The organism is Pseudoalteromonas sp. Xi13, from assembly GCF_003952205.1.
Classification (GTDB): Bacteria; Pseudomonadota; Gammaproteobacteria; order Enterobacterales; family Alteromonadaceae; genus Pseudoalteromonas; species Pseudoalteromonas atlantica.
Map to the genome: position 1 here is coordinate 2,667,231 of NZ_CP034439.1, position 18,243 is coordinate 2,685,473.

Genomic DNA, 18,243 nt, shown 5'->3' on the forward strand with positions numbered 1-18,243 from the left:
ACACACTCTAATCGTATTTGAAGTCATCAGGTATGGGCAGTTTAGACTTAAGCGGAATAGGTCGTTTACCACGCCCTTTTTTAAACCGTTTAAGCTGAAATACATAGGCTAAAACTTGAGCGACAGCGGTAAATAGCTGATCTGGGATCTGTTGGCCTATTTCAGCAGTATGATAAAGCGCCCGCGTAAGCATAGGAGATTCTACAATCGGTACTTCGTTACCTTTGGCTATTTTACGAATTTGCATAGCCATTTCATCTATCCCTTTGGCAAGTACAATCGGTGCACCTGCTCGCTCAGTATCGTATTTTAGCGCCACAGAATAGTGAGTAGGGTTGGTTACAATTACGTCGGCATCGGGAACATCTTGCATCATTCTTCGCTGCGACATTTGCCTTTGTGTTTGCCTAATGCGCGCTTTAATTTGCGGATCACCCTCTGAGTTTTTGTACTCGTCTTTGATCTCCTGCATGGTCATTTTAAGTTGTTTGTTGTGGTTATAACTTTGATAAGGCGCATCTATTGCGGCAATAATCACCAAGGTGCACGACAACCCTAAAAACATCCACGAGAGTATTTCAAGGGCATGTATTATATTACTAGGTGCGCTTTCAATACTTAAATGCAAAATTTCATCAAAAAAAGTTTGAATCAAAAACACCGCAAAAATAGCCACCAGCGCAAACTTTAATATAGACTTTACAAGCTCTATCGCTGCTTGTGGGCCAAACATACGTTTAAAGCCCTTCATTGGCGACATTTTACTGGGTTTAGGTGCCGCGGCTTCCCAACTAAAATTAAAGCCGCCTAGTAAGGTATTTCCTATAAATGCTGCAATAACAATAATTAAAACAAACATCGCCATAGGAAACAGCAACGCACTGGCCACCTCACTCCACACCGCAAACATTTTAGTGGTGTCGTAGGTTTCACTGCGATTTAAAGACAGCATCCTGCCCATAATATTGTATAAGCCTTTGCCTATTTCGGGCCCATACAACAGCAACGAAATTGCAGAAAAAATAAGTACAAACATAGTCCCTAGCTCTTTTGAGCGTGCTATTTGACCTTTCTTTTTAGCATCTTCGAGCTTTTTGGAGGTGGGTTCTTCTGTTTTTTCTTGTCCTGAATCTTCAGCCATTGCCCCTCCTACACCGTACAGCCAACAAGGCTACACATTAGCTCAATCATTTTTAACCACTGAAACTCAAATTGGGTTACAAAATTACCCAAGGTAGCCCAAATAATCATTAAACCGGCAACTAATGTAAACGGAAAACCTATTGAGAAAATGTTTAATTGCGGTGCTGCGCGGGTCATAATACCAAATGAAATATTAATAATGAGCATGGCCGTAAGGGGGGCTAAAGCCAATACCAATGCAGTGGTAAACATCCAGCTGCCCCACGTTACTATGTCCCAGTAATGATCAACAGCCGACCACTGGCCGTTTATAGGCAACACCGAAAAACTATGCACCACCATTTGAATCATCATTAAATGGCCATTAAAAACAAAAAATAACAAGGTCGCTAAAATTAAGTAAAACTGGCCAACTGCAGGCACGCTCGCACCATTTGAAGGGTCTATAACAGAGGCAAAGCCCAAACCGGTTTGCATTGCCAGTATTTGCCCAGCAAGCACAAAGGTATTTAGCATTAGCGTAGAAGCAAACCCTATCGCAACGCCTATCAACATTTGCTGAATAACCACCAGCACCATTTCAAAAGAAAATAAATTAGTAAATGTTGCAGGAGGCAGCGCTGGCACCACTAAAAACGTTACCACTACCGCCAACCCCATTTTAATGCGCGTAGGTACGTTTTGCGCGCCTAAGCCCGCCATAATCATGATCATAGAGCTGATGCGAACTAAAGGCAGTAAAAAATCACTTAACCATTGAATAACAACAGAAAAAGGAAATTCCACAATTAGCCTGCAATTTCAGGAATGAGTAAAACTAGGCGGGTAAAAAAGTCCATTAGCTCTTGAGTAAGCCAATGCCCACCTACAATAAGTGCCCCAATGGTAATTAATAAGCGCGGTAAAAAACTTAGGGTTTGTTCATTAATTGAGGTTGCCGCTTGGAACACCGCCACCACTAAACCAACAAGTAAACCAGGTACCACAATAGCTGATACCAGCTTAATAACTAAAAACAGTGCATCGCTAAGAATATCAACAAAAATTTCTGGTTCCATGTTGTACTCCTAATGTTTAAAAGTGCGAATGTAAAACATGGTTTATGTACCTAGTCCAAAGCTTTTAGCTAACGTGCCCATTACTAGGCTCCAGCCATCGACCAGTACAAATAACATTATTTTAAAAGGCAAGGACACTATCATGGGCGAGAGCATCATCATACCCATGGCCATTAATACCGAGGCAACCACTAAATCCACAATTAAAAACGGTATAAAAAACATAAAACCAATAATAAAGGCGGTTTGTAGTTCACTGGTCACAAATGCAGGTATTAACACAATAAGCGGTGTGGCCTCTGGCGAGTCAAGCTGGTCATAACCTGCTATTTTGGCAAACGTTTCTAAGTCTTTTAATCGTACCTGCGAGAGCATAAAGGCCTTCATGGGCTCCTTTGCAAGCTCTAATGCTTGTACCGATGTAACTTGTTCATTTAAATAGGGTTCTATCGCGCGCTCGTTAACTTGCTGATAAATAGGCGCCATAATAAAAATACTTAAAAAAAGCGACATCCCTAATAAAACTTGGTTTGAAGGTGTTGATTGTAAACCAATGGCTTGGCGCAAAATGGCCAGTACAACAATAATACGGGTAAACGAAGTCATCATAATTATGGCGGCAGGAATAAAGCTCAGCGCCGTCATAATTGCCAGTACTTGCAAGGTTACAGAGTAATCTTGCGTCCCGTCGGCATTGGTTGTAATGGTTAGAGCGTCTATGCCCTCTGCACTGCTTGCAGCAGGTACAAATAACACAGCTAAAATAATCAGCAGCCACTTTATCATAGGGTTAATTCTTTTTATTTTGATTCGTTTGCGGGTTTAGTAGTTTGCTAAATCGCTTAGCAAGTTCTGGCAGTTCTTTTTCACTTAACGGCGTGTCTAATTTATGTAAGTAGTTAATACTGTGCGGGGTGACCCCTAATAAATGCTGTGCATTATCTATTTCAACCACCATTAAGCGCTCTCGAGAGCCAAGCGGTAAGCTTCGTACCACTTTAAATTCTTCGCTATTAGCTAAATTTGGGTTAAGTTTTTTAACAAAAAATGCCAGCACTACAATCAGTACTAGCACCGCAACCAACGACAACACCATAGACAAAATGTCGGCCGTAGGTGTTAACGTTTCTGCCTTTGTAAATACTGAGTTTGTTAAAGCAGCAAGGGAGCTCATCGTAATTTTTTGATCCGCTCTACCTGGCTAATAACATCCGTTAAACGAATACCAAATTTATCATTCACTACAACCACTTCGCCATGGGCAATGAGCGTACCATTTACTAATACATCCAGTGGTTCACCGGCTACACGGTCTAGTTCAACAACAGAGCCTTGGTTTAGCTGCAGTAAGTTACGAATATTTATTTTAGAGCGCCCTACTTCCATAGAAATGGTCACAGGAATATCTAAAATTGTATCGAGTTTACGCTTTTCGTCACCGCTAAGTTCATGTTTAGCATCACTTAGTTCATCAAGCTCTGCTACATGCGCTTCGGCGCTCTCATCACCGCCTTCGGCTTCAGCTAAGGCTGCTGCCCATTCGTCCATTGTGTCTTGATCATCGCTCATACTTTTAACCTTTTAATCAATTACCAGTCTAAGTCTACACCGTCAGAAAGGTGTAAATCATCTTCTAGTTCTGCTAATTCTGCATCTGAATCAATTTTCTTGCCGCCTTTGGTAAATACATGCAGCTCAGATTTAACTGAATCAGGGCGTTTAATTTTTTCACTAATTTGTAGCGCAACGTTATCGCGAGAACGACCCATTTTAGCTCTAAATGTAGGTAACTCCTCAACAAATACCGTAATATGCTCTGGCATTTCTACCGGTATAATATCGCCCGCTTTGAGTTCCATTATTTGTTTAAGAGACAAATCCACCTCAAGAAGTTGAGTCGACATATCAACCTCAACGTCCATAATTTCATCGCGTAAAGCTTTGCTCCAGCGCAAATCGGTGTCTTCTGTATCCGATTGTACACCCGCATCTAATAGCTCTCTAATGGGTTCAAGCATTGAATACGGCAGAGCAATATGAAAATCGCCGCCACCGCCATCTAATTCAATATGAAAAGAGCTAATAACCACAACCTCAGTAGGGCTCACAATGTTAGCCATTGCTGGGTTTACTTCTGAATCGAGGTATTCAAACGACACGTCCATAACCGGTGCCCATGCTTCTTTGTAATCTTCAAAGATAATTTTTAGTAGCATTTGCACGATTCGACGTTCGGTAGGGGTAAATTCGCGGCCTTCAATTTTGGCATGGTAACGCCCGTCACCACCAAAAAAGTTATCTACCAAAATAAACACTAAACGTGCTTCCATGGTGATAAGGCCAGTGCCTTTTAGCGGTCTAAAACGCACCATATTTAAACTTGTTGGTACAAATAAGGTATGAATGTATTCGCCAAATTTAATCATTTGTACGCCATTAATCGACACCTCTGCGGTGCGGCGCATCATGTTAAATAAGCTTATTCGCATATGACGAGCAAACCGCTCGTTAACAATTTCCAGGGTCGGCATGCGACCACGCACGATCCGATCTTGCGAAGAAAAGTCATACTGTAATGTACTGCCTTCGCCGTCTTCACCTTCGTGTATATCTTCCTCTTCGACTTCATCAACGCCGTGTAAGAGTGCATCAATTTCGTCTTGGGATAATAAATCGCTCACGCTAGCCCCTTATTGCATCACAAAGCCGGTAAACAATACCCGCTCAATTACTTTAGTGCCTTCAACATCATTTAGCGCAGCTTGCACTTTTTCAAGCGCAGTAAAGCGTAATGTTTCTTTGCCTGCACTGGTGCTGAGCTCATCAGCTGTGGTGGTTGAAAACACGCTTAATAAGGTGCCTTCAATCAGTGGGATGTGCTTTTTAGCGGTTTCTTCATTTACATCGCCACGCACAAGTAATTGCACTTTTATTTGTACAATTCTATCTCTGCTTGACCCAGGTACATTAAACACAAAGGGTCTTGGCATAGCAACATACAAGGCACTGCCCATTTCGGCTGAAGAGCCTGAAGGTGTAGCCGAGTCGCTTTGCGCTGCAGTTGTTGTTTCTTCATCTAATGTTTCAACGGGTGCATCATCGCCCGCCATAAAAAAATAGCCTGCACCACCGCCAACAACAAGCAGTACTGCCACTATGATTATGATCAGCTTTTTTTTGCTTTTACCGGTTTCTTCTATTTCTAAACTTATTTCTTCGGCCATTGTGATTCCTTTTTTAGCAAAGGTACTTGCTTGTTTTAGTTATTATAATAGCAGTACTTAGGCATAGTAATCTATTGATGATGAAGTTTGTTGTCGAGAACTTTGTGGGTTAGCTCCATCTTGCTCATCATTTTTATCCTGCTGTGTATTTTTATTAGCCGTTTGACCTTGTGATTGCCCCTCGCCTTCATCGCTTTGCTCATTACCAGATTGCCCGTAAGAAATCGTACTTTCACCTAAATCAATTCCCTGCTCGGCTAACATTTCACGTAAGCGCGGCATTGATTGTTCAAGTGCTTCTTTAGCTTGCTGGTTTTGCACTACAAAATTTATTTGTGCTTGTTCAGCATCACTTCTGATACGAATTTGCATACTGCCCATTTCTGGCGGATCTAAGCGAATTTCAGCTTCTTTATTGCTAATGCTTAGCATTGAAGATACACGCTCTTGAAGCATTTTAGCTGCATCACTTTTAACAATATTAATAGCCTGCATCATACTTGCATCTATATTTACCTGCTTAACCTGCGCGGTGCTGCTTTGTAATTGCTGCGACTGTATAGCTTGGCTCTCTAAAATAGACTGCTCATAACGAGCGTTGTCATACTGAGTATTTATTTGTGCCTGCGTGTTATTAATGCCATCGGTTATCAACGTAAACACCTGAGCTACACGCGATAAACCAGTATTTTTTTTAGGCTCTTTAAGTAAGCTTTCCTGCTCGGCCTCTAGGGCGTTTAACTCTTCTGGATTTACACCGTCTTGCTCAATACTAGAGGATGCTTCAGCATTAATCATGGCTTTATTTTGCGGTGTATTCGCATTCATTGCAGCATTACTGGCTTGCTGCGCATTTAAAGCCATATTTGCAGAGCTCGACACACTTTGCGCTTTGCTCTCACTAAGCTGCGTATCAAGCATAGTTTGTAAGTTGCTTATTGTTTCATTTACTTTTTTGAGTGTATCACCTGTTGGTTGCTCGTTACTCACATAGCTTTTCAATTGGCTAAGTAGCGCCTGCTTTTCATCGCTATTTAAGTTTTTTAACTGAGATTGAACTAGCTCACCGCGCGTGCTTGTCTCTTTTTCGTTTTGTACGACAAATTCTGTCAGTAATTGTTTAACGGAGCTTGCACGATCATCACCTTCACTTGGCGTGGTTTCAGTAAATGAGCTTTTAACGTGCTCGTTTAATTGTGCACGTTGCGCTTCGCTTAATGAGTTGAGTACTTTAGATGTAGTTGAAAGCTCTGATTGCGTAGATGAACGAGTCAGGTCTTTGGCTAATTGCTCTATGTCTGCATCGCTTATAGGCAGCGCACCTTCAGCATTTAACGCAGTGCCTGGCGCTTTTGTATTCTCAGCACCTTTACCTTCATTTTTTAAAGAAGGGGCTAAATTTTCTCCAGTGCTTTGCTTAGCTGCTTTAACTTCTAGCTCGGCGCTCGTAAACGCGCTTTTTTTGCCGTTGCTATTATTATCAGCTAAAAGAGTATCATCGGCTTTAGTCGTTATGGCATCGGCCTCATCAGTTTCACCTAGTTGCGAAGCTAAAAAGCTGATACTTTTATCACTCTTTTTTGCACTTAAATCGCTAAAATCATTATCGCTACTGCCGTGTGTTTTTACACTTACATCAATCACTTGCGAGGAGTTTATTTGTGCTAAAACGCTGTCGCCAGATAATAACGTATCTTGCGTGTCATCACTTGATGAAGCTGTCGGTTTTTTGCTATTGGCTAGCTGCTTATCATCTGTTGGCAATAAAGAGCCTGTTTGGCTAGGAGCCTCAGAATTAGCAGGCAAGACAAAGGGTTTGTCTGCATCTTGTAGCTGGCTTAAAAAAGCATTACCAGATTCGTTACCTGCAGGTAAGTTATTGTCTTTAAATGCTAAAAAAGAGTCTTTTTCAGCTGTTGCCAACATTGAAATATCGTTTATTGCCATAATTCACCTACACAGCACTGCGGCAAGTTGCCACCGCACTTTGCCAAAATTAATTACCACCTACCAACAAAGCAATAAACGCGCCAAAGTTATAAACTTTTACGGCGCTGAAAAAATTGATTAGCAGAAAACTCGTCCAGCATTTTTTGCTCACTCTTTGCCATTAACGCCGCTGCTTTTAGGTTTTGTTTTTCAATTAATTTTGCTACGGCTTTTGCTTTTACCTGCTGCTTTAACCACAAAGCTTTACGCTGTGTTACAACTTGCTTAGCGGTATTTACCGTACTGGCTTGCTGACGAATCGCTTCTTCAATTTTTGCTATAAAGGCATGGTACTGGCCAAAGCCCGCGCTTGATAAACCGGACTTTCCTTTCACATGTAATTGCTGAGAGTATTCTAATCTAAAGTTATTTAACCCTTGCAGCTTTTGTTGGTTAGATTGTAAATTTTGATTGGCTTGTAAGTAGCTCATGCGCAGATTTTCTTCTTTGTCGTTTTCGAGCTTAAGCAGTAAATCGAGCTTATTTTTTGCCATTATGCTTGTCCTAGTAATTGGGCTAGGCCGTGTAAACCATCGTCGTAACTTATTACATCACGCATACCTTGCTGTAAAAACGCATTGACGCGCGGCATCATATTTATAGCTTGATCAAGCATTTGGTCAGCCCCTTTTTGATACGCACCTAAGGTGATCATATCTTTATTTTGCTGATACATTGAATACACTTGTTTTAATACGCGGGCCTGCTGCATATGAGGCTCAGACACCACTTGCGGCATAACACGAGAAATTGATTTTTCGATATCTATCGCGGGATAATGACCGCTATCGGCTAAATCTCGAGAAAGTACAATATGCCCATCTAAAATAGCACGTGCAGCATCGGCTATTGGGTCTTGCATATCATCGCCCTCACTAAGCACTGTAAAAAACGCAGTGATAGACCCTTGCCCTTCGCCGCCATTACCCGCCCGCTCCACCAGCGCCGGTAATTTAGCAAATACAGAAGGCGGATACCCTTTTGTTGCAGGAGGTTCGCCAACCGCTAGGGCTATTTCGCGTTGCGCCATGGCGTAACGGGTTACTGAATCAAGCAATAACAATACGTTTAAACCTTGATCACGAAAGTACTCAGCAATGGTCACCGCGCTTTCACAGCCTTTTAAGCGCATAAGGGGCGATGCATCAGCAGGAGCAGCTACCACAACAGAGCGTTTGCGCCCTTCTACACCGAGTATCTCTTCAATAAATTCTTTTACCTCACGGCCACGCTCACCCACTAGGCCAACCACAATAACATCGGCTTCACTGCCGCGGGTCATCATACCTAAGAGGACCGATTTACCAACACCAGAGCCTGCAAACAAACCCATACGCTGGCCTTGCCCTACAGTAATAACTGAGTTAATAGCCCGTACACCTACATCCATAGGTTGGCTGATTGGTCTTCTAGCGAGGGGGTTTATGGGGTTTTGTGCAAACTTTAAATAGTGTTCGGCGTTAATTTTTCCCAGGCCGTCAAGCGGACGACCTAAGCCATCTACAACACGGCCCAGTAGGCTCATACCAACGGGCAAGCCGGTATCATTTACTTGTGGAATAACACGCGCACCGGGTAACACACCGGAAATGTGGTCATTAGGCATTAAGTAAAGGGTTTGCTCACTAAAGCCCACCACCTCAGCATCTACAAACCCTGACATAGTTTCTATTTTGCATTGGCTGCCTACAGGCGCACGTAGCCCTTTCGCCTCAAGGGTTAAACCGACTACTCGGGTTAAAATACCCGCTACAGCAGGTTTAAACGCTGCAATATGTTGTTGGTATTGATTTAAGCGTTCGCTTAGAGGTGCACGTTGAGCTGCCATAACACGCCACAAAAAAGATTAGATACCGCTATTATGCAAAAAGCTATCCAACGTTTCTTTGACACGGGTTTTTAAGGTCATATCTAAAGACGATTGTGGCGTTTTAACTTCGCAACCGCCGCGCTCGAGTGTGGGTTCTGCAATTAGTTGCCAATTATTATCTGCAATAGTTTGCTCACCATAGCTTTGCTTTACCAGTTCTAGATCGTCTGGGTTTAAGTGCACACGAACTTTTTCTTGCTCAGTATTTAATGCATCTATGCTTTTTTTAAGCGTATGTAAAATAACATCGGGCGATGTTTTAATTTCTTGATAGGTTATAGCTTCTGCCAACATAACCGCTAATTGCACTAAGTGCTTTTCTGCCAGTTCGTCCACTTTATCAAGCGGAGCGCTGAGGTTGTTGATTATGCTACGCAAGCTGGTTAACTGCTCTTCTATTAACGGCTTAACGTCTTCTTGGCCTTGTGTTTTACCAAGCTCTACGCCTTCTTTGTAACCTGCTTCTTTGCCCTCACCAACCCCTTTTTCAAAGCCATCTATGTAGCCTTGTTCGTGCCCTTGCTTTAAGCCTTCCTCATAAGCATCTTGCCTAATGCGCTCAAGCTCAGCCATAGTTAACGAAGGCAGTTCAGGCTCTTGCGGCTGAGTGTCTTCTACTGCTTCTTCTTCAACTTCTTTTTTATACAAATCAGAAAGTGGTGTGCCAAAAGCCGTTGAACGATTGCCAAAACTACGCTCATCAGGAGCAACATCAGGTATTGGCCAGTTTTTTAAAAGCTCATCAGCTTCATCTGCATGTAAAGGGCGACCTTTTAATTTAGACATAGCTTACAGGAACTCCTCGCCACCGCCGCCGCCTAACTGAATCTCACCCGAGTCAGATAGACGCCTTGCTGTTGAAAGCACTTCTTTTTGGGCAGCTTCTACTTCACTTATTCTAACCGGTGCCATTGCTTCTAAGTCATCGGCAAGCATTTCGGCAGCACGTTTAGACATATTACCCAAAATTTTATCTTTAAGCGCTTCGTCAGTCCCTTTAATTGCTTTCATTAGTACGTCTTGCTGTACTTCACGCAATATGGCTTGAATACCGCGGTCATCCACATCCATAAGGTTTTCAAACACAAACATAAGATCTTGAATTTGCTGAGACATTTCTTCATCGTGTTCACGAATAGAATCCATCAACTGCCCTTCTACATTTGTATCTAGGTAGTTCATTATATCTGCCGCGGCTTTTAAGCCACCCATTTTAGCGGCTTGTGCGCCTGCTTGGCCGGCAAATTGTTTTTCCATAATTTCGTTAAGTTCTTGCAATGCTGCAGGTTGCACTTCTTCAAGGTTCGCAATACGCATAGTTAAATCTAGGCGCACTTTTTCAGGAAATTGCGCTAGGATTTCTGCCGATTGCTCAGGCTCTAAATACGATAAAACAATAGTTTGAATTTGCGGGTGCTCATTACGAATAATATTGGCAACTTGCTTTGAGTCCATCCATTTAAGTGAATCTAAGCCTTTAGCGCCCGAGCCCATTACAATTTGGTCTATTAAACTAGCTGCTTTATCTTCACCTAATGCGGCGGTAAGCGCCTTTTTAATAAAGTCTTCTGACTGGAAGCCAATTGTACTAAAGCTTTGTATTTGTTCTATAAATAAATTGTGAACTGCGCTTATTTTAGATTGTGACAAGTCATCTAGCGCAGCCATTGCCATACCCACTTTTTGCACTTGCTTAGGCTCTAAGTGTTTAAGTATTTGCGCTGCGTCCTCTTCAGATAAGCTCAATAAAAGAATCGCGGCTTTATCTACGCCATCTAACTTGTCAACATCAAACGCTGGCGGGAGTTGTTTTTGTTCTTGATCAGTCATCTTCTGTTAACCACGCTTTCACTACTTGTGATGATAGTTCAGGTTCGTTCGCTACAAGTGCTCTTACCGCTTTAAGCAAATCTTCGTCGCCATGTAAATCTGGCAGCTGTAGTGTACCATCGCTTGAGAAGCCTACAGAAGCAGAATCAAAGTCTTTATTTAGCATATCTAGCGTGCTATCGCCAATATCAACCCCTGAGCTTAATGCATCTTCATCGTACTCTTCGAGCGTATCATCTGGGTATATTAAGCGTTTAAGCATAGGCTTAACAACTGCCATAATAAGCACAATAATAACCAAAGCACCCAGTACTAAGCGGACGATTTTCATAAACCAGTCCTGCTCCCACAGCGGTACTTCTAAATCTAAATCAACTGCTTCGCGTACAAATGGCACGGTTACCACCTCTAATGCATCGCCGCGTTGCATATCAAAACCTACCCCACCTTGTAATAGGCGACGTATATTTGACAAAGCCTCTACCGAGCGCGGCGCCATGGTTGTTTCGCCGTTTTCACCTACTTTTGGCACATAATCAACGGCAACCGAGACGCTAATTCTGCGAATAACCCCTGTTTGTTGGCGCTTATGCGAAATGGTGGTGTCTAGCTCAAAGTTACGTGTAGCCTCTTTATGCACTCGGCTTGGGTTCGTTGCTGTACCAGCATTACCTTGACCTGCCACTTCTGGAATAGTTGAATTCATAGGTGGTTGATTAGTGAGTGCCCCAGGAATACCTACCGCTAAGCCACCAATGTTGTTCTCTTCAAATGTGGTTTCGCTTCTTACTGCTGGTAAGTCTGGATTGTAGCGCTTTTGTGTTTCTTCTACTGAGCTAAAGTCCATGTTTAAATCAACTTGCGCCGTGTAGTTACCCAAGCCGACTACAGGAATAAGAATACTGTCTATTTTCTCTAAATACTCTTGCTCACGCTTTCTTTCAATGTCGTACTCTTTACGAGAGCGTGCTGCTAATGAATCTTGTGAACCTGAATTAAGTAAGCGACCATTTTGATCTGTTACCGTAACACGTGAAGGCTCAAGCCCTTGTACTGCAGAGGCAATCATATCAACCACTGAGTCAATTTCTTCGCCATCAAGCATTCTGCCGCGCTTAAGAGTCAATACCACTGTGGCTGATGGCTTTTTCTCTCTACGTGCAAATACGTTTTCTTTTGGAATGGCTAATAAAACTTTAGCGCGTGTTACGTTGTTTAATTCTTCTATGGTGCGGGCAAGTTGTTGTTCGCGGCCGTGTTTTAAGCGTTCACGCTCTAATCGTTGGCTAACACCAAAGCCCATATCTTGCATTATGATGTCGGTGCCTGAAGTAGGACCTTGCTCTAGGCCTTCACGGGCCATCAGCAATTTAATGTTTTGATACTCGCTTTCATCAACCGAAATTACGTTGCCGTCTAGTTCGTAGTCAATTTTTTGTGCATCTAAAAAATCAAGGGTTTGGATCAGCTCTTCTGTTGGCATTTTACCCAGCGGACGCATGTCTGGCTGACGTGCCCAAATAATCACAAATATGGCAATAGCTAAACAAATAGCCAGCGCAATAATAAGGGTAACTTGGCGAAGCACATCAACACCATTTAAGGCGCTTAAGTAGCCCGACTTTTGTTCTTGTTGCTCGTTATCTTCGCTTTGGTCAATACCGCCACCAGCAAGAGCAAGATCTGTTGATTGATTAGATTGCGCCACAATAATTCTCCACTACCTACTTAAACAGGCATGTTCATAATTTCTTGGTATGACTCAACAAGTTTATTTCTTACTTGTACTGTAGCCTCAAATGCCACTGACGATTTTTGTGAGGCAATCATTGCCTCAGCAAGCGATACACTTCTATCACCCATTTCAACAGCCACTACTTTTTGTTTGGCATCTTGTTGTAAGCCATTAACCGTGTTTAATGCATCACTTAGTAAGTCACCAAATTGAGCAGACGATGTTGGCTGAGCTTGAGTAGGTAGCTTATTGATTTGATTTGTATGGCCTGCTTCTAAAGCCATTGATTGCATTTCTTGAAATAGCGCGCTGTTTTGAATTTTCATAATTTTCTCTGGCAAATGCAGTTAACGTTCATAGTAGTTATAAAGCACAAACTGTGCCATATAAATAAACCTTTTATTACAACAGGTTAACTTTAATTTAGATGAGTCAGAGATTTGACAACCCTAAACTAAGCAAAGTTAGTTTAGGGTTATTTAAGGTGGGACTAGCTAAGTTTAAGCGGGAAGTGAAATACCTAAGTCGCGCATTTGCGCTAGTTTATAACGTAAAGTACGCGGACTGATCCCAAGTGTTTGTGCAACATCTTTACGTTTGCCTTGGCAGCGCGCTAGGGTCTCTAATATTATTTTATGCTCTTTATCTTTTAGCTCATCTTTATAGCTGCCAGTATCAACACTAGGCAGTGAGCTACTCGCTTCTGCAGGCGTTATTTTGTCATCATAATACGCGCCACTGGGAGTGTTCGCTTGTTCAGGCGCTATCTCCTGTGTAGGCGTACTGTTAATTGGCGCTTGCATTAAGTTTTCAATAAAAATGGCCTGTTCGCCAATTACATTGCCCGTTCGCAAAATAAGCGCACGTTGAATTACATTATCAAGCTCGCGTACATTACCAGGCCATGCATGGCTTAGTAATTTTTGCTCAGCGGCACTATCAAGCGTTGCTAGCGGCTCTTTACTTTTAACTAAATGGCGCTCTATTAAATGCTTAGCCAATACAATTATATCCCCTGGGCGCTCACAGAGCGGTCGCCACATTAGGGGAAATACATTTAAGCGATAATATAAGTCTTCTCTAAATTGGTTATCTGCAACGGCTTCTTTTAGGTCGCGGTTACTGGTGGCGAGTACTCTTACGTCGAGTGAAATTGTTTTACGGGCACCTAAACGCTCAACTTCACGCTCTTGCAATACCCGTAATAGCTTAGCTTGAAGCCCTAAATCCATTTCGGTTATTTCATCAAGTAATATGGTGCCGCCCTGGGCTTGCTCAAATTTACCTGGGCATGCCTGTATTGCACCAGTAAACGCGCCTTTTTCGTAGCCAAATAAAGTGGCCTCAAGCATATTTTCGGGAATAGCCGCACAATTTATTGCCACAAAAGGCGCATCGCATCGGTTTGACTTATCGTGAATATATCGCGCTAATACCTCTTTACCTGAGCCGCTAGGGCCAAGTACCATAACGCTTGCATCTGAGCGCGCTACTTTACTTGCTAGCTCTAATAGTTGAATGCTACTAGGATCGGCTACGATTGGGCCATCAGTGTCTTTAGGTTTTTCGGGTAAATAGCGACTAACCATATTTAAAAGCACCTCAGGGGCAAAGGGTTTAGCCATATAATCAATTGCGCCTAAGCGCATTGCCTCTACTGCATCATCAATCGTTGCATAGGCAGTCATCATTAATACGGGGAGATCTGGGTAGTTAAGCTTAATGCTTCTAAGTAAATCTAGGCCGCTCATCGCGCCCATTTGCACGTCGCTGACCACTAATGAAAACTCAGATTTTTTTAATTGGATCATGGCTTGCTCAGCACTATCGGCTGCAACACAGGCAATACCCGACATCTCTAACGTGTCTATGAGTGCTTCTCTTAAGCCTGCATCATCTTCAACTACTAATATAGTATTGCTCATGCTGTTTTCTCCTGCGTTGAGGCCGTGCATATGGGCAGCAATAAACTAAAACATGCACCACCATTGGCATTATTAACCACTTCAACACGTCCTTGATGCGCATTTGCCACAGAACTTACAACAGCAAGCCCAAGCCCTGTACCTTGGCTTTTTGTGGTATAAAACGGTTCAAAAATTTTCTCTATTTGGCTCAGCTCTACCCCAGGGCCATTATCGCAAACGCTAATACGTACGGTGTCAGGTTCGCTGCTATCGCGCTGCGCTTTTAATGTCACCTTTGCTTGGCTGCCAATAATTTGAATACTATTGTGAATAAGGTTTTGAATAGCGCTGGCCAGTGCGGTTTTATTACCGGTGATTTCTATATCTGGCTCTGGTAGCTCAACGGCAAGTTCACTGTTATTTAAGGCCACCATTGCATCAGCACCTAGTTTTACTTCGTTTAAAAGCTGCTGCATAGACACTTGCTCAACCACTTGCTGCTCACCACTTTTAGCAAAAAGCAGCATATCGTTAACTTGGGTTTCTAAATCTTTTAAACGCGACATAAGCTTGGTTTGAAAGTTATCACGCGATGACTCAGGCAGTTTTTTTGAGCCTAAATTTGCGGCATATAACATAGCGGCCGAAAGTGGCGTGCGCACTTGGTGTGCCAGCGATGCCACCATTTTACCAAGCGCACTTAAGCGCTGCATATGGGCAACGCGCTTTTGTAAACGGCGCGTTTCGGTTAAATCTGTCATTAATATTAACTGTCCTGGCTCTGGCGCAAGTGCAGTAATATCAAGTTTTATAAGACGACCATCTTTGAGCGACACTTCATGCCCATCATCTTGGTGAGGGCGAAAAGAGCGTTGAATAATATTAAACCACTTCTCCCCTTCTAGCGGTTCGCCTAGCATATCAATTGCGATTTGATTGGCTTTTGCAATAAGCCCTTTGCCATCAAGCACAACAACACCCGCTGGCATGGTATCAACTAAGTGCGACAGCCAACTTGCTTGCTGTCTTAAATCACTTAATTCGCCAATGTACTCTTCTTGAAGTAAACATGGGTTATACTGTTTTGCAGTAATAAACTGTGGTTTAAGTACACTTGCAAGGGCCATAATCAAATCTCTTAATGATGTAGATACAGGGCTAAATGCACAATTTATACCAATATTATTTTATATATTTTTCATTTAGTTACCTTACAATAACGCGTAACAAAAAAATGACGCACACTAAAAGGAATAATAATGAGTGAGCAAAATAAATGCCGTTGTGCATGGCTTGATGCCACAAAGCCTGATTACGTGAAATACCATGATGAAGAATGGGGAGTGCCCCTTTATGACGATACGAAATTATTTGAATTTATCACGCTAGAATCGGCACAAGCGGGCTTAAGTTGGTACACTATTTTAAAAAAGCGCGCTGGCTATAAAAAAGCATTTGCTAATTTTAATGTGCAAAAAGTGGCTAACTTTACAGCCGATGACATTGAGCGACTAATGCAAGATGAGAGCATAGTGCGTAATCGCTTAAAAATTACTGCCACAGTTAATAATGCTCAACGGTTTATTGAGATTCAAAAAGAATTTGGCAGCTTTAGCCATTACCAATGGCAATTTGTGGGCAATAAACCAATTATTAATAATGTAAATAGTGTTGAAGACGCCCCTGCAATGACCGAGGAATCAAAAGCGTTTGCAAAAGATTTAAAAAAACGAGGTTTTAAATTTTTGGGCCCTACAACGGTATACGCACATATGCAGGCCTGTGGCATGGTTAACGATCATAGTAATGATTGTTTTAGAAGAGCCGAGATAATTAAAAGTTATTAGCTGTAAGCTGTAAGCTGTAAGCTGTAAGCTGTAAGCTGTAAGCTGTAAGCTGTAAGCTGTAAGCTGTAAGCAAAAGATTAATACAGCCAAACTCGGTAATTCATAATGGTTCGGCACTTGCTACGTTTGGCTAATCTCGCGATAGATTGTACTTTTTCATTTTTTCGACAAGCGTTGTACGCCTTACACCTAATATTTCTGCAGCGCGAGCAACAACGTAATCAAAACGCTCTAACGCTTGGGTAATTAAGCTTATTTCAAGTTCGGCTAAATAATCTTTAAGCTCAATGCCCTCTTCTGGTAATACGCCTGAGCCAGCGTGGTTAAATTCAGGTTCTGGCTCGTTGTCATAATCGCTAAAGCCAGTACTAAAAATATCGTTAAAGGCATCTTTTTCAAGTAGTTCTTCAGGGTATTCTGGCTCGTAAGCGTCTACCTCAATATAACGGTATTTATTTGGTAAATCGGGAACATCAACCACCTTTTCAGGGAACATAATCACCATACGTTCCACTAAATTAGCAAGCTCTCGGATATTACCAGGCCATGCATGTTCTTTGAGGCTCTCAACCGCGCGCTCCGTAAATTTTGCCGACGTACCGCTTTGCTCATTAACACGGCGCATTAACTCTTTAAGTAATAAAGGTATGTCGTCAGCACGCTCATTAAGAGACGGGTTTTCAATAGGAAACACATTTAAACGGTAATATAAATCTTCCCTAAAGCTGCCCTTTTCAATCATTTCCTCAAGGTTACGGTGGGTAGCTGCAATCACTCGTACATCTGCTTGAATCGCTTTAGTGCCACCTACACGCTCGTAGCTACGCTCTTGTAATACGCGAAGTAGCTTAACTTGCATTTGCAGTGGCATATCACCAATTTCATCTAAAAACAGCGTACCGCCTTGCGCTAATTCAAACCGCCCTTTACGTGCAGAAATAGCGCCGGTAAACGCCCCTTTTTCATGGCCGAATAACTCGCTTTCTAGCAACTCTCCAGGAATAGCACCACAGTTTACTGGTACAAACGGCCCAGTATTGCGTTTAGATAATAAATGGACGTTACGCGCAACCACCTCTTTACCTGTACCCGACTCACCTAAAATAAGCACGTTTGCATCGGTTTTAGCCACCTGCTCAATTAAAAAGCGTACGTTTTTAACAGCATCGGTTTCGCCAACTAAACCATCAAATGTTTTGTGTGGTTTATGCTGCTTGTGGCTACCAGGCAACATACGTTGGTACTGTTGGCAGTCGTGTAATAACTGTGTGGTTACTTCGTGATTAAACGGCTCACAAATTAAGCCCACCACATTAGCAATACTTAATAAGGGCTTGAGTGTTTCACCAATCAGTAAAAAAGGCAGGGTTGGAAAACGCTTAATTAAGCTTTCATGATCTAAGCCTTGCAATGCACCTAAAATAACAATGCATTCTTGTTGTTGATACTTACTAGATACTTGCTCAAAATCACTTTCGTCAAGTAACTTCACAGCTTCCCCAATAAAGGTAAGTGATGCATTCAATCCTATTGCACGGTTATTATTATTATCTAAAATCAAGATCATAGTTAGCGAGCCATAATTTCACTAATTTATTATATTAGCTAAATTGTAAGCGAGATCTGAATGGATGCAAGTA

At 42.2% G+C, this 18,243-nt stretch carries 19 protein-coding genes; 1 reads left to right on the top strand and 18 read right to left on the bottom strand.

Translation table 11 applies throughout. The annotated features are described in order from the left end of the window. Positions 1–7: 7 nt before the first annotated feature. From flhB to EJ103_RS12115, 17 genes are all read right to left on the bottom strand, one after another. Positions 8–1,141 (bottom strand): flagellar biosynthesis protein FlhB, encoded by a 1,134-nt coding sequence (gene flhB / locus EJ103_RS12035; RefSeq protein ID WP_054983002.1) that lies wholly within the window; start codon positions 1,139–1,141, stop codon positions 8–10. Between the two features lie 8 nt (positions 1,142–1,149). Further along, complete coding sequence (gene fliR, locus EJ103_RS12040; protein WP_126007844.1) at positions 1,150–1,929, bottom strand: flagellar biosynthetic protein FliR; 780 nt, start codon at positions 1,927–1,929, stop codon at positions 1,150–1,152. Positions 1,930–1,931: 2 nt separating this feature from the next. Next, positions 1,932–2,201, bottom strand: a complete 270-nt coding sequence (fliQ, locus tag EJ103_RS12045; RefSeq protein ID WP_004588301.1) for a flagellar biosynthesis protein FliQ — start codon at positions 2,199–2,201, stop codon at positions 1,932–1,934. A 42-nt stretch (positions 2,202–2,243) separates the two neighbouring features. Beyond that, the gene (gene fliP / locus EJ103_RS12050; protein WP_024032315.1) at positions 2,244–2,987 is read right to left on the bottom strand and encodes a flagellar type III secretion system pore protein FliP; all 744 of its coding nucleotides are present in this window, start codon (positions 2,985–2,987) and stop codon (positions 2,244–2,246) included. A 4-nt stretch (positions 2,988–2,991) separates the two neighbouring features. Continuing rightward, positions 2,992–3,375, bottom strand: coding sequence for a flagellar biosynthetic protein FliO (gene fliO / locus EJ103_RS12055; RefSeq protein ID WP_004588299.1), 384 nt, complete (start codon positions 3,373–3,375; stop codon positions 2,992–2,994). After that, positions 3,372–3,770, bottom strand: a complete 399-nt coding sequence (fliN, locus tag EJ103_RS12060; RefSeq protein ID WP_004588298.1) for a flagellar motor switch protein FliN — start codon at positions 3,768–3,770, stop codon at positions 3,372–3,374. The genes fliO and fliN overlap by 4 nt, the downstream gene beginning before the upstream one ends. A 20-nt stretch (positions 3,771–3,790) precedes the next feature. Next, the gene (gene fliM / locus EJ103_RS12065; RefSeq protein ID WP_004588297.1) at positions 3,791–4,882 is read right to left on the bottom strand and encodes a flagellar motor switch protein FliM; all 1,092 of its coding nucleotides are present in this window, start codon (positions 4,880–4,882) and stop codon (positions 3,791–3,793) included. A 9-nt stretch (positions 4,883–4,891) separates the two neighbouring features. After that, positions 4,892–5,425: a flagellar basal body-associated protein FliL gene (fliL, locus tag EJ103_RS12070; protein ID WP_126007846.1), complete on the bottom strand. Its 534-nt coding sequence runs from the start codon at positions 5,423–5,425 to the stop codon at positions 4,892–4,894. 57 nt (positions 5,426–5,482) lie between these two features. Next, the gene (locus EJ103_RS12075) at positions 5,483–7,372 is read right to left on the bottom strand and encodes a flagellar hook-length control protein FliK (protein ID WP_126007847.1); all 1,890 of its coding nucleotides are present in this window, start codon (positions 7,370–7,372) and stop codon (positions 5,483–5,485) included. A gap of 89 nt (positions 7,373–7,461) precedes the next feature. Continuing rightward, positions 7,462–7,908 (bottom strand): flagellar export protein FliJ, encoded by a 447-nt coding sequence (gene fliJ / locus EJ103_RS12080; protein ID WP_126007850.1) that lies wholly within the window; start codon positions 7,906–7,908, stop codon positions 7,462–7,464. Next, positions 7,908–9,242: a flagellar protein export ATPase FliI gene (fliI, locus tag EJ103_RS12085; protein WP_054982998.1), complete on the bottom strand. Its 1,335-nt coding sequence runs from the start codon at positions 9,240–9,242 to the stop codon at positions 7,908–7,910. Before fliI ends, fliJ begins: the two co-directional genes overlap by 1 nt. A gap of 18 nt (positions 9,243–9,260) precedes the next feature. Continuing rightward, complete coding sequence (gene fliH / locus EJ103_RS12090) at positions 9,261–10,070, bottom strand: flagellar assembly protein FliH (RefSeq protein WP_004588292.1); 810 nt, start codon at positions 10,068–10,070, stop codon at positions 9,261–9,263. A 3-nt stretch (positions 10,071–10,073) separates the two neighbouring features. Beyond that, the gene (fliG, locus tag EJ103_RS12095) at positions 10,074–11,114 is read right to left on the bottom strand and encodes a flagellar motor switch protein FliG (RefSeq protein WP_004588291.1); all 1,041 of its coding nucleotides are present in this window, start codon (positions 11,112–11,114) and stop codon (positions 10,074–10,076) included. Beyond that, entirely contained in the window at positions 11,107–12,822 is a 1,716-nt protein-coding gene (fliF, locus tag EJ103_RS12100; RefSeq protein ID WP_004588290.1) for a flagellar basal-body MS-ring/collar protein FliF, read from the bottom strand. Before fliF ends, fliG begins: the two co-directional genes overlap by 8 nt. A 20-nt stretch (positions 12,823–12,842) precedes the next feature. Next, a complete protein-coding gene (gene fliE / locus EJ103_RS12105; RefSeq protein WP_004588289.1) occupies positions 12,843–13,175 on the bottom strand; it encodes a flagellar hook-basal body complex protein FliE in 333 nt (110 codons plus the stop codon). A gap of 174 nt (positions 13,176–13,349) precedes the next feature. Next, positions 13,350–14,774, bottom strand: a complete 1,425-nt coding sequence (locus tag EJ103_RS12110; protein ID WP_126007852.1) for a sigma-54 dependent transcriptional regulator — start codon at positions 14,772–14,774, stop codon at positions 13,350–13,352. Then, entirely contained in the window at positions 14,771–15,883 is a 1,113-nt protein-coding gene (locus EJ103_RS12115) for an ATP-binding protein (RefSeq protein WP_126007854.1), read from the bottom strand. The genes EJ103_RS12110 and EJ103_RS12115 overlap by 4 nt, the downstream gene beginning before the upstream one ends. Positions 15,884–16,015: 132 nt before the next feature. Here EJ103_RS12115 and EJ103_RS12120 point away from each other — a divergent pair, with 132 nt between their 5' ends. Further along, complete coding sequence (locus tag EJ103_RS12120; RefSeq protein ID WP_126007856.1) at positions 16,016–16,603, top strand: DNA-3-methyladenine glycosylase I; 588 nt, start codon at positions 16,016–16,018, stop codon at positions 16,601–16,603. Between the two features lie 130 nt (positions 16,604–16,733). Here the strand turns inward: EJ103_RS12120 and EJ103_RS12125 are convergent, their stop codons facing one another. After that, positions 16,734–18,170, bottom strand: a complete 1,437-nt coding sequence (locus tag EJ103_RS12125) for a sigma-54 dependent transcriptional regulator (protein WP_126007858.1) — start codon at positions 18,168–18,170, stop codon at positions 16,734–16,736. Positions 18,171–18,243 lie beyond the last annotated feature (73 nt).

What these genes read in the sequence shown, in the direction of transcription:
- fliQ (WP_004588301.1), bottom strand. Translation starts at nt 2,201, where the DNA reads ATGGAACCAGAAATTTTTGTTGATATTCTTAGCGATGCACTGTTTTTA.
- fliE (WP_004588289.1), bottom strand. Translation starts at nt 13,175, where the DNA reads ATGAAAATTCAAAACAGCGCGCTATTTCAAGAAATGCAATCAATGGCT.
- EJ103_RS12125 (WP_126007858.1), bottom strand. Translation starts at nt 18,170, where the DNA reads ATGATCTTGATTTTAGATAATAATAATAACCGTGCAATAGGATTGAAT.
- fliN (WP_004588298.1), bottom strand. Translation starts at nt 3,770, where the DNA reads ATGAGCGATGATCAAGACACAATGGACGAATGGGCAGCAGCCTTAGCT.
- fliI (WP_054982998.1), bottom strand. Translation starts at nt 9,242, where the DNA reads ATGGCAGCTCAACGTGCACCTCTAAGCGAACGCTTAAATCAATACCAA.
- EJ103_RS12115 (WP_126007854.1), bottom strand. Translation starts at nt 15,883, where the DNA reads ATGGCCCTTGCAAGTGTACTTAAACCACAGTTTATTACTGCAAAACAG.
- fliJ (WP_126007850.1), bottom strand. Translation starts at nt 7,908, where the DNA reads ATGGCAAAAAATAAGCTCGATTTACTGCTTAAGCTCGAAAACGACAAA.
- flhB (WP_054983002.1), bottom strand. Translation starts at nt 1,141, where the DNA reads ATGGCTGAAGATTCAGGACAAGAAAAAACAGAAGAACCCACCTCCAAA.
- fliH (WP_004588292.1), bottom strand. Translation starts at nt 10,070, where the DNA reads ATGTCTAAATTAAAAGGTCGCCCTTTACATGCAGATGAAGCTGATGAG.
- EJ103_RS12110 (WP_126007852.1), bottom strand. Translation starts at nt 14,774, where the DNA reads ATGAGCAATACTATATTAGTAGTTGAAGATGATGCAGGCTTAAGAGAA.
- fliO (WP_004588299.1), bottom strand. Translation starts at nt 3,375, where the DNA reads ATGAGCTCCCTTGCTGCTTTAACAAACTCAGTATTTACAAAGGCAGAA.
- EJ103_RS12120 (WP_126007856.1), top strand. Translation starts at nt 16,016, where the DNA reads ATGAGTGAGCAAAATAAATGCCGTTGTGCATGGCTTGATGCCACAAAG.
- EJ103_RS12075 (WP_126007847.1), bottom strand. Translation starts at nt 7,372, where the DNA reads ATGGCAATAAACGATATTTCAATGTTGGCAACAGCTGAAAAAGACTCT.
- fliL (WP_126007846.1), bottom strand. Translation starts at nt 5,425, where the DNA reads ATGGCCGAAGAAATAAGTTTAGAAATAGAAGAAACCGGTAAAAGCAAA.
- fliG (WP_004588291.1), bottom strand. Translation starts at nt 11,114, where the DNA reads ATGACTGATCAAGAACAAAAACAACTCCCGCCAGCGTTTGATGTTGAC.
- fliP (WP_024032315.1), bottom strand. Translation starts at nt 2,987, where the DNA reads ATGATAAAGTGGCTGCTGATTATTTTAGCTGTGTTATTTGTACCTGCT.